The organism is Streptomyces sp. NPDC127117, from assembly GCF_042677325.1.
Classification (GTDB): Bacteria; Actinomycetota; Actinomycetes; order Streptomycetales; family Streptomycetaceae; genus Streptomyces.
Genome location: NZ_JBHXTM010000010.1, coordinates 1 through 15,402, shown reverse-complemented (window position 1 = coordinate 15,402; position 15,402 = coordinate 1). Strand labels below are relative to the sequence as shown.

14 protein-coding genes are annotated in these 15,402 nt (G+C 71.0%); 6 read left to right on the top strand and 8 right to left on the bottom strand.

Translation table 11 applies throughout. The annotated features are described in order from the left end of the window. Positions 1-4: 4 nt before the first annotated feature. Together ACFVH0_RS11485 and ACFVH0_RS11480 are read right to left on the bottom strand one after the other, a co-directional pair. Positions 5-1,093, bottom strand: a complete 1,089-nt coding sequence (locus ACFVH0_RS11485) for a branched-chain amino acid aminotransferase (RefSeq protein ID WP_385819367.1) — start codon at positions 1,091-1,093, stop codon at positions 5-7. A gap of 239 nt (positions 1,094-1,332) precedes the next feature. Continuing rightward, positions 1,333-2,376, bottom strand: a complete 1,044-nt coding sequence (locus tag ACFVH0_RS11480) for a 3-isopropylmalate dehydrogenase (RefSeq protein WP_385819366.1) — start codon at positions 2,374-2,376, stop codon at positions 1,333-1,335. 129 nt (positions 2,377-2,505) lie between these two features. Between ACFVH0_RS11480 and ACFVH0_RS11475 the strand changes: the two genes are divergently transcribed. Further along, positions 2,506-4,068: a purple acid phosphatase family protein gene (locus tag ACFVH0_RS11475; protein ID WP_385819365.1), complete on the top strand. Its 1,563-nt coding sequence runs from the start codon at positions 2,506-2,508 to the stop codon at positions 4,066-4,068. Positions 4,069-4,108: 40 nt separating this feature from the next. Here ACFVH0_RS11475 and ACFVH0_RS11470 read toward each other — a convergent pair whose 3' ends face one another. Continuing rightward, positions 4,109-4,237: a hypothetical protein gene (locus ACFVH0_RS11470; protein ID WP_385819364.1), complete on the bottom strand. Its 129-nt coding sequence runs from the start codon at positions 4,235-4,237 to the stop codon at positions 4,109-4,111. A 352-nt stretch (positions 4,238-4,589) separates the two neighbouring features. Here ACFVH0_RS11470 and ACFVH0_RS11465 point away from each other — a divergent pair, with 352 nt between their 5' ends. The 4 genes from ACFVH0_RS11465 to ACFVH0_RS11450 all read left to right on the top strand — a co-directional run bounded on the left by ACFVH0_RS11465 (position 4,590) and on the right by ACFVH0_RS11450 (position 8,182). Beyond that, positions 4,590-5,162, top strand: coding sequence for a CDP-alcohol phosphatidyltransferase family protein (locus tag ACFVH0_RS11465; RefSeq protein ID WP_385819363.1), 573 nt, complete (start codon positions 4,590-4,592; stop codon positions 5,160-5,162). 162 nt (positions 5,163-5,324) lie between these two features. Continuing rightward, complete coding sequence (locus tag ACFVH0_RS11460) at positions 5,325-6,185, top strand: phosphatidate cytidylyltransferase (RefSeq protein ID WP_385819362.1); 861 nt, start codon at positions 5,325-5,327, stop codon at positions 6,183-6,185. Further along, positions 6,182-7,390, top strand: a complete 1,209-nt coding sequence (locus ACFVH0_RS11455; protein WP_385819361.1) for a lysophospholipid acyltransferase family protein — start codon at positions 6,182-6,184, stop codon at positions 7,388-7,390. The genes ACFVH0_RS11460 and ACFVH0_RS11455 overlap by 4 nt, the downstream gene beginning before the upstream one ends. An 81-nt stretch (positions 7,391-7,471) precedes the next feature. Further along, the gene (locus tag ACFVH0_RS11450; RefSeq protein ID WP_385819360.1) at positions 7,472-8,182 is read left to right on the top strand and encodes a nitroreductase family protein; all 711 of its coding nucleotides are present in this window, start codon (positions 7,472-7,474) and stop codon (positions 8,180-8,182) included. Between the two features lie 92 nt (positions 8,183-8,274). Here ACFVH0_RS11450 and pruA read toward each other — a convergent pair whose 3' ends face one another. Beyond that, positions 8,275-9,906: an L-glutamate gamma-semialdehyde dehydrogenase gene (gene pruA, locus ACFVH0_RS11445; protein WP_385819359.1), complete on the bottom strand. Its 1,632-nt coding sequence runs from the start codon at positions 9,904-9,906 to the stop codon at positions 8,275-8,277. Between the two features lie 39 nt (positions 9,907-9,945). Beyond that, the gene (locus tag ACFVH0_RS11440; RefSeq protein ID WP_385819358.1) at positions 9,946-10,872 is read right to left on the bottom strand and encodes a proline dehydrogenase family protein; all 927 of its coding nucleotides are present in this window, start codon (positions 10,870-10,872) and stop codon (positions 9,946-9,948) included. Between the two features lie 179 nt (positions 10,873-11,051). On the opposite strand from ACFVH0_RS11440, the gene ACFVH0_RS11435 reads away from it, so the two are divergent. Further along, the gene (locus tag ACFVH0_RS11435; protein ID WP_385819357.1) at positions 11,052-12,194 is read left to right on the top strand and encodes a PucR family transcriptional regulator; all 1,143 of its coding nucleotides are present in this window, start codon (positions 11,052-11,054) and stop codon (positions 12,192-12,194) included. A gap of 15 nt (positions 12,195-12,209) precedes the next feature. On the opposite strand, the gene ACFVH0_RS11430 is transcribed toward ACFVH0_RS11435, so the two are convergent. The 3 genes from ACFVH0_RS11430 to ilvC all read right to left on the bottom strand — a co-directional run. Next, the gene (locus ACFVH0_RS11430; RefSeq protein ID WP_385819356.1) at positions 12,210-12,794 is read right to left on the bottom strand and encodes a TetR/AcrR family transcriptional regulator; all 585 of its coding nucleotides are present in this window, start codon (positions 12,792-12,794) and stop codon (positions 12,210-12,212) included. 78 nt (positions 12,795-12,872) lie between these two features. Further along, a complete protein-coding gene (gene serA, locus ACFVH0_RS11425; protein ID WP_385819355.1) occupies positions 12,873-14,465 on the bottom strand; it encodes a phosphoglycerate dehydrogenase in 1,593 nt (530 codons plus the stop codon). A 274-nt stretch (positions 14,466-14,739) separates the two neighbouring features. Then, the coding region (gene ilvC / locus ACFVH0_RS11420; protein WP_385819354.1) for a ketol-acid reductoisomerase at positions 14,740-15,402 on the bottom strand (663 nt) is incomplete at its 5' end.

The following is a 15,402-nucleotide window of genomic DNA, read 5'->3' as shown; positions in this document are numbered from 1 at the left end:
GGCCCTAGCCGAGGGGGTGCATCCAGCCGTGGGTGTCCTCGGCGACGCCGCGCTGGATGTCCAGCAGGCGCTCGCGCAGCTTCATCGTGACCTCGCCGGGCGTGCCGTCGCTCTGGACCCACTCGCCGCCCTCGGACTTGACGGTGCCGATGGGGGTGATGACGGCGGCGGTGCCGCAGGCGAAGACCTCGGTGAGGGTGCCGTTCGCGGTGTCGTCGCGCCACTGGTCGATGGAGACGCGGCCCTCCTCGGACTCGTAGCCGAGGTCGCGGGCGACCTTGAGCAGCGAGTCACGGGTGACACCGGCGAGCAGCGAGCCGGTCAGGGCGGGCGTGACGATCTTGTTCCCGTACACGAAGTACAGGTTCATGCCGCCGAGCTCCTCGACCCACTTGTGCTCGACCGCGTCGAGGTAGGCGACCTGGTCGCAGCCCTTCTCGGCGGCCTCGGCCTGGGCGAGCAGGGACGCGGCGTAGTTGCCGCCGGTCTTGGCGTCGCCCATGCCGCCGGGGACGGCGCGCACCCGGTTCTCGGAGAGCCAGATCGAGACCGGCTTCACACCGCCGGGGAAGTACGCGCCGGCGGGCGAGGCGATCACCAGGAACAGGTATTCGTTGGCGGGCCGCACACCGAGACCGATCTCGGTCGCGATCATGAACGGGCGCAGGTAGAGGGACTCCTCGCCGCCGTGCGCCGGAACCCAGGCCGCGTCCTGCTTGACCAGCGCGTCACAGGCCGCGATGAACGTCTCGACGGGCAGCTCCGGCATGGCCAGCCGGCGGGCGGAGGCCTGGAAGCGCTTGGCGTTGGCCTCGGGACGGAAGGTGGCGACCGAGCCGTCGGGCTGGCGGTACGCCTTGAGGCCCTCGAAGATCTCCTGCCCGTAGTGCAGGGTCATGTTGGCGGGGTCGATCGAAAGCGGCGCGTACGGCACGAGCTGGGCGTCGTGCCAGCCGAGACCCTCGGTCCACCTGATCGTCACCATGTGGTCGGTGAAGCGGCGGCCGAATCCGGGATTGACCATGCTCGCCTCGCGCTCCGCGTCGGACAGCGGGTTCGAGGAGGGCTTGAGCTCGATCGTGGGCGTCGTCATGAGTGCGTGTCCTTCACCGTTGTGTGTGTTGGACCGCGCTCGCGCCGCTCCTGCCAGACAGGTGCTAGGACGTCCGAGCTTTGTTGCGAGCCACGGCCCCGTTCGATTATCGCTCCCGGGCGGCCGTGCACGAAACGACGCGTGTGCGGTCCAGTGGTCGATGGTGGCACCCGGGGCCGCACAAGGTGAAGCCGCCGGGTGCGGCTGCTGCCCGGCGGCTTCGAAACGGAGTCGTCGGGTCAGTTCGCTACGCGTACCGCGAGCGCGTCGCCGATCCGGTCGGTCGTACGGCTCGTGGCACCGTCGCGCTCCGCGAGGTCGGCGGAGACGGCGTCCTCGATGCGTACGGCCTCGGCCTCGTAGCCGAGGTGGCGCAGCAGGAGGGCGACGGAGAGGACCGTGGCCGTCGGGTCGGCCTTGCCCTGGCCCGCGATGTCGGGGGCGGAGCCGTGGACCGGCTCGAACATCGACGGGAAGGTGCCCGTCGGATTGATGTTGCCGGACGCGGCCAGGCCGATACCGCCGGTCACGGCGGCGGCGAGGTCGGTGAGGATGTCACCGAAGAGGTTGTCGGTGACGATGACGTCGAAGCGCTCCGGCTGGGTGACGAAGAAGATCGTCGCGGCGTCGACGTGCAGATAGTCGGTGGTGACCTCGGGGTACTCGGTCGCGACCTTGTCGAAGATGTTCTTCCACATGTGGCCCGCGTACACGAGGACGTTGTTCTTGTGCACCAGCGTCAGCTTCTTGCGCGGGCGGGCGTTCGCCCGCTCGAACGCGTCCCGGACGACGCGCTCGACGCCGTACGCGGTGTTGACGCTGACCTCGGTGGCGACCTCGGCCGGCGTGCCGGTGCGCAGCGAGCCGCCGTTGCCGGTGTACGGGCCCTCGGTGCCCTCGCGGACGACGACGAAGTCGATGTCCGGACGGCCGGCCAGCGGGGTCGCGGTGTTCGGGAACAGCTTCGACGGCCGCAGGTTGATGAAGTGGTCGAAGGCGAACCGCAGCTTCAGCAGGAGCCCGCGCTCCAGGACGCCCGCCGGCACGGAGGGGTCGCCGATCGCGCCGAGCAGAATGGCGTCGTGGCCCTTGAGGGCTTCGAGCTCCGCGTCCGGGAGGGTTTCACCGGTGCGGTGCCACCGCTGGGCACCAAGGTCGTACTCCTTGGTCTCCAGCTTCACATCCTGCGGGAGAACAGCGTTGAGGACCTTGAGGCCCTGGGCCACGACCTCCTGGCCGATACCGTCACCGGGGATCACTGCGAGATTGATGCTGCGAGACATGTCCGCACCCTACTGCGCGTCCCACCCCATGACACGTCACGTCCACCATACGGACACATGGGGAGCTGTACGTGTACCGTTCACCTACCCGACGGTACGGCGTCGGGCGGCGGGTGGATGTTCTGGTCCATGGACATCCCCCGTTTCGGAATCCCCGAGAAGCTCGCCGACCGCATGAGCATGGCCGAGCAGCACGACTACCTGCGCACCCGGCTGACCCGGCGCGGCGTGCTGCGTACGAGCGTGGCGACCGCTGCGGTCGCCGGTGCCGGGCTCGCCGCCTCGCCCGCGTACGCCGCCCCCACCGTGCTCACCTCGCACCACAGCTCCACCCGGGTGGACGGTTCGCTGGTGGCGCCGTTCGGCCGGCACCTGGCATACGGCGCGGACCCGAAGACGCAGATGGCGGTCTCCTGGCAGGTCCCGTTCGCCGTGAAGCGGCCGTACATCCGGATCGGCCACAAGCCGTGGGCGCTGAGCCGCCGCATCGACGCCGAGGTCCGCCACCTGACCACCCCGGAGCTGAACGGGGGCAAGATCGCGGCCGCCGAGCAGTTCTACGTGCACGCGAGCCTGGAGCGGCTGCAGCCCGGCACGACGTACTACTACGGCGTCGGCCACGACGGCTTCGACCCCGCCGACACCCGCAATCTGGGCACGCTCGGCACCTTCACCACCGCGCCCGCGCGCGCCGAGGCGTTCACCTTCACCGCCTTCGGCGACCAGGGCGTCAGCTACCACGCGCTGGGCAACGACCAGCTGATCCTGGGCCAGAACCCGGCGTTCCACCTGCACGCGGGCGACATCTGCTACGCCGACCCGTCCGGCTCCGGGCAGAGCACCGACACCTACGACGCCCGCACCTGGGACCAGTTCCTGGCGCAGACGGAGACCGTGTCGAAGACCGTGCCGTGGATGGTGACCACCGGCAACCACGACATGGAGGCCTGGTACTCGCCGGACGGCTACGGCGGCCAGAACGCCCGCTGGACGCTGCCCGACAACGGCCCGGACCCGGTGAACCAGCCCGGCGCCTACTCGTTCGTGCACGGCAATGTCGGTGTCGTCGCCCTCGACGCCAATGACGTCTCGTACGAGATCCCGGCCAACTTCGGGATCAGCGACGGCCGGCAGACCCGCTGGCTGGACCGGCGCCTCGGTGAGCTGCGGGCCCGTCACGACATCGACTTCATCGTGGTCTTCTTCCACCACTGTGCCTTCTCCACCACCAACGCGCACGCCTCCGACGGCGGGGTGCGCGACGCATGGGTACCGCTCTTCGAGAAGCACCAGGTGGACCTGGTCATCAACGGCCACAACCACGTCTACGAGCGCACCGACGCGATCCTCAACAACGCCGTCCGGCGCAGGGTGCCGATCGGCGAGCGCACCGACCCGACGCGGGACGGCATCGTGTACGTCACCGCGGGTGGCGCGGGCAAGGCGCTGTACGACTTCCCGGCCCCGGACACCTACGAGGGGCATGTCGCGGACCAGGAGAGCGTGAACACGTACCACGTGGTCAAGGGCGGTGGAAAGGCGGCCGAGACCGTCGAGTGGTCCCGGGTGCGCTACACCGGCTTCTCGTTCCTGGCGGTGGAGGTGCGGCCCGGCCGGCACAAGCGGATGAAGGTCACCGCGCTCGCCGAGTCGGGCGAGCGCATCGACCACTTCGAGATCAGCCGGGACTGACCCGTCGGGCCGGTCCGGTGACCGGCCCGTCCAGCCGGTCTCAGTGGCCCGTGGAGCCGCCGTTGTCCCTGCGGTCGAGGGCCCGCTGGAGGGCGGCGGCGGCATTCTGGCGCTCCGACTCGGTCGGGCGGTGGGCGTGACGGACACGGCGGGCAGTCGTCTGGACCATGATGGATCGACTCCTTGAGATCGCGAGGACTTCGAGATCGAAAATCGTGAAGATGATTTCGAGATCGGGATTTCGAGGCGCCGGAAAGGGCGGGGAGCGGGCGCCGCAGGGGTTGCCTGCACAGGGGCGCGCACTCACGACCGCCAGTCGCTGGATCTAGCGAGACGTTCGGCTCCTACAAAGCTAGGGCAGCCGGGCCGGTCTGTCTCCACAATTACTCGGACTTCCTACTATCTGAGACGGAGGTTTACGACCGCCCGTCCGCGGATCCGGCAAGGGCCGCCAAGTACTCAGGGGCATTTGAGTACCTGCCACGTGTCGAAGAACTGTGCGTCGCACGACAGTTGGGCACATGAACGGCCTCTACGCTCTCAAGCCCTGGTACGCGGACCGGCTCTCCGGTGTCCGCGCCTCGCTGGTCCGCCGTGAGGTGTCCCCCGACACCCTCACCGCGGCCGGTGTGGTCTCGGCGGCCGGTGCCGCCGCCGCGCTGGCCTGGCTGCCCGCCGGCCTCGCCGCTCTGCCGGTCGCCGTGCTGCTCGCCGCCCGGCTCGCCTTCGCCAACCTGGACGGCGCGCTGGCCCGCGACACGGGCCGCACGAGCAGGCGCGGCGCGGTGCTCAACGAACTCGGCGACCGGGTGGCGGACCTGGTCGTACTGGCCGGTTTCCTGGCACTCGCCCCGCTGTGGCTGGTGGCGGCGGCCGGGCTCGCGGCGACCCTGCCGTCCTGGGTGTCGCTGGCCGGGGCGGCGGCGGGCGCGCCCCGGCGCAACGGCGGCCCGGTCGGCAAGACCGAACGCTGCCTGCTGGTCGTGGTCGCGGCGGCGAGCGGCTGGGCGGTCCCCGTACTGATCGTGATCGCCGCCGGTTCGCTGCTCACCGCCGCGCTCCGGCTGGCGGGCCTGTGGCAGGAGCCGGCATGAGCACCGTACTGATCGTGATCGCCGCCGGTTCGCTCCTCACCGCCGCGCTCCGGCCGGCGGGCCTGTGGCAGGAGCCGGCATGAGCACCGTACTGATCGTGATCGCCGCCGGTTCGCTCCTCACCGCCGCGCTCCGGCCGGCGGGCCTGTGGCAGGAGCCGGCATGAGCACCGTACTGATCGCGGAGGAAGCCGCGGCGCGGGCCGTGCCGCTGGTCGCGGGCGTGCTGGGAGCGGGCGGTGTCGCCGTCGCCGTACTGCCGTCGAAGGTCCGGATGCGGGCCGAGCTGCGCAGGCGGTGGCGGACCTGGGCGCTGGTGGCACCGGTCTTCCTGGGGGCGTACTTCCTGGGTGGCGGCGGGACGTTCGCGCTGGCCGCGGGGCTCGGGGTGGTCGCGGCGGTCGAGTTCGCGCGGATGGCCGTGCTGCGCCGCGGCGACCTCGCGGTGCTCGTGACGGCCGCGGTGGCGCTCCCCGCGCCGGCGTGGCTGGCGCCGCAGCTCCTCGACGTCCGGGCAGCGGCGCTGCTGCTGGTCGCGGCCGCACTCCCACCGGTGCTCGGCGGGGACGACCGGACCGGCTTCACCCGCACCGCGCGCACCGCCTTCGGGCTGCTGTGGATCCCGGTCGCGCTGACCGGCCTGGTGACGCTCGGGGACACGGGGGTCGCGGTGGGGCTGGCGGTGGCGCTCGGCGATGTCGGCGCCTGGTGCGGCGGTACGGCGCTGGGCCGCCGGGGCCCACTGGCCCGGCCGCTGTCGCCGCTCTCCCCCAACAAGACCTGGGCGGGGGTGCTCGGCGCGGCGGTGGCGACGGCCCTGCTGCTGCTCGTGCTCGGCGAGTTCGCTCTCCCGCTGTGGGCCGCGGTGATCGGCGGCTGTGTCCTCGGTGACCTGCTCGAATCGATGGTCAAGCGCGAGTCGGGGGTGAAGGACGCGGGCAACTGGCTGCCCGGCTTCGGCGGCCTCCTCGACCGGATCGACTCCCTGTTGGTGGCCCTTCTCCTGGCGATGGTGATGACATGACCCGCACCCTTGCACGCGTGCCCGGCCGGGTCGCGCTGCCCGCACGTTCCCGGTTCGCCGCCGCGCTCCGGCGCGGCCTGTGGTGGGGCGTCCTCAGCCTCACCGGCGGGGTGGAGCGGCGCGGCCGGCTGCCGCGCGGCGGCTGTGTCGTCGTCGCCAACCACTCCTCGCACGCCGACACGGCGGCGCTGCTCGCCGCGCTCGACGCCCGGCACACCCCGGCGATCGGCGCGGCGGCCGACTACTGGTTCGCCTCGCCGTGGCGGCGCCGGATCTGCCGCCGCCTCGCGGCCGGCTTCCCGGTGCGGCGCGGTGGCGGCGGCATGGACGACCTGCTGTCCATGGCGGACGAGCTCCGCTCCGGCCGGGCGGTCGTCCTGTTCCCGGAGGGAACCCGGGGCAAGGACGGCGAGCTGGGCTCCTTCCACCGCGGCGCGCTGGTGCTGGCCGAGCGGGCGGGCGTCCCGGTGGTTCCGGTGGGGATCGCGGGCACGGACCGGCTGCTGCCCAAGCACGGCCGGCTGCGCTCGGCGCTGGTGCGGGTGTCGATCGGTGACCCGCTGCCGTCGACGACCGGTCCGCAGGAGGCCCGCGAGGCGGTGGTCGCGCTGCACGCGCGTACGGTCGCCGAGCCGCTGCGGGACTCCGCGACGCGGCGCCGGGTGGCGTCGGTCGTCACCTCGCGCCGGGGCGTCCCGCTGGCGTTCGGGTGGGCTCTGGCGGAGGCGCTGAGCTGGCCGCTGATGCCGGAGCTGCTGCTGGGCGTGGTCTGTGTGGCGGTGCCGGGGGCGGCGCTGCGGATGTCGCTGGGCGCGCTGGCCGGCAGTCTGGCCGGGGGCCTGCTCGCCCTTCAGCTGGCCTCGGCCGGTGTGCATCTGCCCGCCCCGCTGACCACGGACCGGATGCGCGCCGAGGTCCGGGCCGAGCTGGCGCTGGAGGGCGCCGCGGCGGTGCGGCACCAGCCGTGGAACGGCATCCCGTTCAAGGTGTACGGGGCCGAGGCGGGCCGCGCCGGTGTGCCCGCGCTCGACTGGCTGGCCGCTTCGGCGACGGCCCGGGGCTCCCGGACACTCACCGTGGGGCTCGGCTTCGCCGCCTTCGGGCTGCTGCTGCGCCGCCACCGCCGCCGGTACGGCCGCTATCTGGTCCTGCTGGGCGGCGGGTTCGCGGCGGGGCTCTCGATGATCGTCGCGGGCTGGGGCTGACCGGACACTGACCGACGGGCGCGCCGCTTCTGTCCGAGGACACTCTGGTCCGGACCAGTCGCCGCGCGCCACACTGCCGGGATGTCCGACACCACAGCCGTACCCCAGCAGTGGACGCCTATCCATGGCGCGCCCTACCGGCCGGTCCCGCACCGCCCCGAGCGGATCCCGGCAGACGAGTCGATCGCCCGGGCCGCCCGGCTGCGGGAGCGGATGGGCGAGCGCAGGACCGTGCGCCGGTTCTCGTCCGACCCCGTTCCCGAGCAGGTCGTGAGGGACGCGATCGCCTGTGCCGCGACCGCCCCGTCCGGTGCCCATCAGCAGCCGTGGACCTTCGTCCTGGTCAAGGACCCGGAGGTGCGCAGGCTCATCCGGGAGGCGGCCGAGCACGAGGAGCGGATCAGCTACGACGGCAGGCTCGGCGAGGAGTGGCTGGCGGCGCTGCGCCCGCTGGGCACGGACGCCGTCAAGGCCCATATGACGGACGCCCCGGCCCTGGTCGTGGTCTTCCAGCAGCGGTACTGGGTGGGCGAGGACGGCACCCGGCACAAGCACTACTACGTCGACGAGTCGGTCGGGATCGCCGTCGGGATGCTGCTCTCGGCCCTGCACCTGTCGGGCCTGGCGGCGCTGATCCACACGCCGAGCCCGATGCGGTTCCTGCGCGAGGTGCTGGACCGGCCGGAGAACGAGAAGGCGTTCGCGGTGATTCCGGTCGGGTATCCGGCCGACGACTGCGAGGTGCCCGGCCTGGTACGGAAGTCGCTGGACCAGGTGCTCGTGGAGATCTGAGACGAATGGAAACCGCCTCCCGGCCGGCAGGGGAACCGGGCGGGAGGCGGAATTCGTGGCGGGGCGCCGGGGGTGGGGCGCCCCGAGGGGGATCAGCCCTGGTGGGGGTAGGTGTAGTCGGTCGGCGGGACCAGCGTCTCCTTGATGGCCCGGGTCAGGGTCCAGCGCTGGAGGTTCTGCGGGGCGCCCGCCTTGTCGTTGGTGCCCGAGGCACGGCCGCCGCCGAAGGGCTGCTGGCCGACGACGGCGCCGGTCGACTTGTCGTTGATGTAGAAGTTGCCCGCGGCGTAGCGCAGCTTCTCCATCGTGTACGCGGCCGCGGCGCGGTCGTTCGCGATGACGGAACCGGTCAGCGCGTAGTCGGAGACCGACTCCATCTGCTCCAGCATCGCGTCGTACTGGTCGTCCTCGTAGACGTGCACGGCGAGGATCGGGCCGAAGTACTCGGTCGTGAAGACCTCGTTCTCCGGGTCGGTGCACTCGATGACGGTCGGGCGGACGAAGTAGCCCACCGAGTCGTCGTACGTGCCGCCCGCGACGATCGTGCAGGACGGGTCGGCCTTCGCGCGGTCGATCGCGGCCTTGTTCTTGGCGAACGAGCGCTCGTCGATGACGGCGCCGATGAAGTTCGACAGGTCGGTGACGTCACCCATGGAGATGCCGTCGACCTCGGCGGCGAACTTCTCCTTGAAACCGGAGTTCCAGATGGAGGCCGGGACGTAGGCGCGGGAGGAGGCCGAGCACTTCTGGCCCTGGAACTCGAAGGAGCCGCGGGTCAGCGCGGTCTTCAGGACGGCGTGGTCGGCCGACGGGTGGGCGACGACGAAGTCCTTGCCACCGGTCTCGCCGACGAGCCGCGGGTAGGTGCGGTAGTTGGCGATGTTGTTGCCGACCGTCTTCCACAGGTGCTGGAAGGTGGGGGTCGAGCCGGTGAAGTGGATACCGGCCAGGTCGCGGTGGTTCAGGGCCACCTCGGAGACGGCGATGCCGTCACCGGTCACCAGGTTGATGACGCCCTTGGGCAGGCCGGCCTCTTCCAGGAGCTGCATCAGCAGCACGGCGGCGTGGGTCTGCGTCGGGGACGGCTTCCACACCACGACGTTGCCCATGAGGGCGGGGGCGGTGGGCAGGTTGCCCGCGATGGCCGTGAAGTTGAACGGCGTGATCGCGTAGACGAAGCCCTCCAGCGGGCGGTGGTCCATGCGGTTCCACACGCCCGGGGAGTTGGCCGGGGGCTGCTCGGCGAGGATCTGGCGCGCGTAGTGCACGTTGAAGCGCCAGAAGTCGACGAGCTCGCAGGGGGTGTCGATCTCGGCCTGCTGCGCGGTCTTGGACTGGCCGAGCATCGTGGAGGCGGCCATCGTCTCGCGCCACGGGCCGGACAGCAGCTCGGCGGCGCGCAGGATGATCGCGGCGCGGTCGTCGAAGGACATCGCGCGCCAGGCCGGGGCGGCGGCGAGCGCGGCGTCGATCGCGTCCTGCGCGTCCTTCTGCGTGGCATGGGCGAACGTGCCGATGACGGCCTTGTGGTTGTGCGGCTGCACGACGTCGAAGCGCTCGCCGCCGCCCATCCGCTTCTCGCCGCCGATGGTCATCGGAAGGTCGATCGGGTTCTCGGCGAGCTCCTTGAGCTTCACCTCCAGGCGGGCACGCTCCGGGGAGCCCGGGGCGTAGGAGTGGACCGGCTCGTTGACCGGCGCGGGGACCTGGGTGACAGCGTCCATGAGTTCCGTTGCTCCTTGGGTAGAGAGGTGGAGGGGGGCTCAGCCCTTGGTGAGGATGGAGCGGCCGAAGAACAGCAGGTTCGCCGGCTTCTCGGCGAGGCGGCGCATGAAGTAGCCGTACCAGTCGGTGCCGTACGCCGTGTAGACACGCATCCGGTGTCCCTCGGCCGCGAGCCGGAGGTGCTCGTCGCTGCGGATGCCGTACAGCATCTGGAACTCGTACTCATCCAGTTTGCGCCCGGCCTTGCGGCCCAGCTCCTGGGCGATGGCGATCAGACGCGGGTCGTGCGACCCGATCATCGGGTAGCCCTCGCCCTCCATGAGGATCCGCAGGATACGGACGTACGCCTTGTCGATCTCGGCCTTGTCCTGGTACGCGACGGAGGCGGGCTCCTTGTAGGCGCCCTTCACGATGCGGACGCGGCTGCCGGCGGCGGCCAGCCGGCGGGCGTCGTCCTCGGTGCGGAACAGGTAGGCCTGGATCACGCAGCCGGTCTGCGGGAAGTCCTTCCGCAGCTCCTCGTGGATGGCGAACATCGAGTCGAGGGTGGTGTGGTCCTCGGCGTCCAGCGTGACCGTGGTGCCGATCTCGGCGGCGGCCTCGACGACCGGGCGGACGTTGGCGAGCGCCAGCTCGTGGCCGCCGTCCAGCGCCTGGCCGAACATGGAGAGCTTGACGGACATCTCGGCCTTGGTGCCCAGGCCGAGGTCCTTGAGGCGCTCGATCAGTTCGAGGTAGGCGTCGCGGGCGTCGGCTGCCTGCTCGGGGGTGGTGATGTCCTCGCCGACCACGTCGAGGGTGACTTCGAGTCCCTTGCCGGTGGCGTCCTCGATGATCGGGACGACCTGGTCGACGGACTCACCGGCGATGAACCGGTCGACGACCTGCTTGGTGCCAGGTGCGGCCGAGACGAAACGGCGCATCTTGTCGCTGCGGGACGCGGCGAGAATCACGGGACCCAGCACGGGGCACCTCCACGGAAAGTACGAACGAAGGCCATACCGGCAGATTGGGAACACACCGGTACAGCACGGAGAACCACCGTGAAATCTAAGGATCTCTCCGATCCTGTGCCATCGACAGCTGTCACGCATCCGTTCCCCGGTTCTCAGACATATGTCTGAAGGGGTGCGAGAATGGCCGGGTGAAGGGCGATTACCAGGAGCTGGTCGACGAGATCTCCGGGCTGCTCGGCGCCCCCGCGACGCTGGAGAACCGGGACTTCGGCCTGGTCGCCTTCGGCGCCCACGACAGCGACGACGACGCCGCGATGGACCCGGTCCGCACCCGCTCGATCCTGACCCGCCGCTCCACACCCGCCGTCCGTGCCTGGTTCGAGGGCTTCGGCATCACCCGCGCCACCGGCCCGGTCCGCATCCCCGCGGCCCCGGAGGCCGGGGTCTTCCGGGACCGGATCTGTCTGCCGGTACGCCATCGGGGTGCCGTGCTCGGCTACGTATGGCTGCTCGACGCGGACCCCGGACCGACCGACGAACAGCTGAGGGCGGCGATGGAGGTGGCGGCCCGGATCGGGGCGCTGCTCGCCGACGAGGCGCGGGCGGGCACCGATACGTCCCGGGAGTTCGGTGCGGTGCTGACCGCCGGGCGGGGCTGGCAGCGGGACATGGCGGTGGCCGCGCTGTACGAGGCGCTGGGGCCCGATGCGCAGGGGCTGCACACGGTGGTGTGCGTGGCCCCGTGGCCGGACGATCCGCCGTCGGTCCGTACGGTGCCGTCGGCGGCGGCGCTGTCCGCGGTGCCCGGGACCGGCGGGCTCCCCTTGCTGGCCGCGCTGGTCCGGCTGCGCTCCACCGATGCCCTCGAACCGGCGCTCACCGCCGCGGACCGGCTGCGGTCGGCCGCGGGCCGGGGCTCCACAGCCGGGGTGGCGGTGCCCCGCCGGGGTCTCGCGGAGCTGGCCGCGGCCTGGCACGAGGCGGTGGCGGCCGCCCGCGCGGCGGCGGCCGAGTCCCGGTTCGGGCCGGTGGCGCGGTGGTCGTCGATCGGGCCGTACCGGCTGCTGACCGCGCTGCCCCCGGAGGCGGTCGCGGACCCGGTGGTCCGCACCCTGCTCGCCCCGCCGCACAAGGATCTGGCCCGCACCGCCGAGGTGTTCCTCGACTGCGCGGGCCAGGCGTCCCGGACGGCCGCGGCGCTCGGCGTCCACCGTCAGACGCTCTACTACCGGCTCTCCCGGATCCAGCAGCTCACCGGCCTCGATCTGAACGACGGCGAGGACCGGCTGCTGCTGCACATGGCGCTCAAGAGCGCGCGGCTCGGCAATTAGGGCCCTTCGTCCGGATCAGCCCGGGCGGCCCTCCAGCACGACCTTCAGACCGTCCGTCAAGTCCTGTGCGGACGGGGCCGATTCACTGTCCATCATCCACTGGACCATCACGCCCGCGAGCAGCGCCTGACAGAACAGCCCGGCCACCCGCGCCCGCTCGGGGTCCTTCTCCGGGTCGATGCCGAGCATGTTCTCGGCGAGCCCGTCGCGCCCCTCACGCTGCGGGCCCATCAACGCCTTCCGCAGCTCAGGATCCTGGTCGATCCGGGAGACGACCTCCATCTGGAGCTGCCAGACGGACCGCGTCTCCGCGTAGCTGTCGATCACCCGTTGCCAGGTCTCGCGGAACTGGTCCAGCGGCTCCCGGGGCCCGGGGCTCTCCGCACTCTCGTCCGGCTTCTCGGTGAGCACATCGCCCCACTCCTCCGTCACCTTGAGGAAGGCGAGGTTGAGCAGGGCCTCCTTGGAGCCGTAGTGGTAGCCGATGGAGGCGAGGTTGGTACCGGAGGCGGCCACGATGTCGCGTGCCGTCGTCCGGGCGTACCCCTTCTCCAGCAGGCAGCGCTTGGCGCCTTCGAGCAGATCCTCACGGTGTCCCATGAAAACAGCGTACCCGGCATGCAGACGTCCGTGTAAGACGTACGTCTAGATGCCGGGTACGCGGAGGATCCGGAACCGTCAGTCGGTCAGGTTCACCGTGCGGGCCGAATTGGCGCCGATCTCCGTGGAGATCTCGGCGAGCACCGACGCCGGGACGTCGTCGTCGACGGTGAGCACGACCAGCGCCTCGCCGCCCGCGCCCGTCCGGGAGACCTGCATGCCCGCGATGTTCAGACCGGCCTCGCCGAGGATCCGGCCGACCGTGCCGACGACACCGGGACGGTCCTCGTAACGCAGCACCACCATGTGGTCGGCCAGCGCCAGATCCACGTCGTACTCGCCGACGGCGACGATCTTCTGGAGGTGCTTGGGCCCGGCCAGCGTGCCGGAGACCGAGACCTCCTCGCCGCCCGAGAGCGTGCCGCGGACGGTGACCACATTGCGGTGGTCCGGCGACTCGGAGCTGGTGGTGAGGCGGACCTCGACACCGCGCTCCTGCGCGAAGAGCGGGGCGTTCACATACGACACGGTCTCGTCGACGACGTCCTCGAAGACGCCCTTGAGCGCCGAGAGTTCGAGCACCTTGACGTCGTGCTGGGTGATCTCGCCGTACACCTCGACGTCGAGGCGAACCGCGACCTCGCCCGCGAGCGCGGTGAAGATCCGGCCGAGCTTCTCGGCGAGCGGCAGGCCCGGACGCACGTCCTCGGCGATCACGCCGCCCTGGACGTTGACCGCGTCCGGCACCAGCTCGCCGGCCAGCGCCAGGCGCACCGACTTGGCGACCGCGATGCCCGCCTTCTCCTGGGCCTCGTCGGTGGAGGCGCCGAGGTGCGGGGTGCAGACGACCTGGTCGAACTCGAACAGCGGGGAGTCCGTGCAGGGCTCCTTCGCGTACACGTCGAGACCGGCGCCGGCGACGCGGCCCTCCTTGAGGGCGGAGGCGAGCGCCGCCTCGTCGACGATGCCGCCACGCGCGGCGTTGACGATCCGGACCGAGGGCTTCACCTTGTGCAGCGCCTCGTCGCCGATCAGGCCGAGCGTCTCGGGGGTCTTGGGCAGGTGCACGGTGATGAAGTCCGCGACCTCCAGCAGCTCGTCGAGCGTCAGGAGCTTGACACCCATCTGCGCGGCGCGTGCGGGCTGCACATAGGGGTCGTACGCGACGATCTTCATGCCGAAGGCCGACATGCGCTGCGCGACCAGGACGCCGATGCGGCCGAGGCCGACGACGCCGAGGGTCTTCTCGCTGAGCTCGACGCCGGTGTACTTGGAGCGCTTCCACTCGCCGTTCTTGAGGGCGGTGTTGGCCTGCGGGATGTTGCGCGCGCTGGCGACCAGCAGACCGCAGGCCAGCTCGGCGGCGGTGACGATGTTGGAGGTCGGTGCGTTCACGACCATCACGCCGGCCTTGGTGGCGGCGGAGACGTCGACGTTGTCCAGACCGACGCCCGCACGGGCGACGACCTTCAGCTTCTTCGCGGCGGCGATGGCCTCGGCGTCGACCTTGGTGGCGGAGCGCACCAGGATGGCGTCGACATCGGCGATCGCGGGGAGGAGCTCGGCGCGGTCCGCGCCGTTGCAGTGCCGGATTTCGAAGTCCGGGCCCAGCGCGTCCACCGTGGCGGGCGACAGCTCTTCAGCGATGAGTACGACAGGTTTCGAGCTCACGTGAGTCCTCACAGGTCCAGTGCGGACGGCCGTCCCGACGGCCGCAGGCGGTGGAGGGGCTTGCCGCGTGGAAGACGCACGACACTGTGGGCCTGACGCGTGTATGTGTGGAGAAGTGTAGTCATGCGCCAGGACGCAGACTGCGCCCCGTTGGAAGGATCACCCACACGGGGGTGGACGACTTGTACACACGTACGACGCCGCCTCTTCCAGCGGTGAAGAAGGAAACGCCCCGGGGGGCGGGCCGGGCGACCCGCCCCCCGGGGCGTCGGTGTTACGCGTCCTCGTCGTTGACCCAGCTCATGAGCTTGCGCAGCTCGCGGCCGGTGGTCTCCAGGAGGTGGTCGCTGTCGGCCTTCTTGTACTCGTTGTACTTGGGCAGACCGTTGTGGTACTCGGCCATCCAGTTCTTGGCGAAGGTGCCGTCCTGGATCTCCGCGAGGACCTTCTTCATCTCGGCCTTGGTGGCGTCGGTGATGATCCGCGGGCCGGTGACGTAGTCGCCCCACTCGGCGGTCTCCGAGATCGACCAGCGCATCTTCTCCAGGCCGCCCTCGTACATCAGGTCCACGATGAGCTTCAGCTCGTGCAGGCACTCGAAGTACGCGATCTCCGGCTGGTAACCGGCCTCGGTCAGGGTCTCGAAACCGGCCTTGACCAGAGCGGCCGTACCACCGCAGAGAACGGCCTGCTCACCGAACAGGTCGGTCTCGGTCTCCTCGGTGAACGTCGTCTTGATGACACCGGCGCGCGTGCCGCCGATGCCCTTCGCGTACGACAGCGCCAGCGCCAGACCGTTGCCCGAGGCGTCCTGCTCGACGGCCACGATGCACGGAACACCGCGGCCCTCCTCGTACTGACGGCGGACCAGGTGACCCGGACCCTTCGGCGCGACCATGCAGACGTCGACGCCCGCCGGCGGCTTGATGAAGCCGAA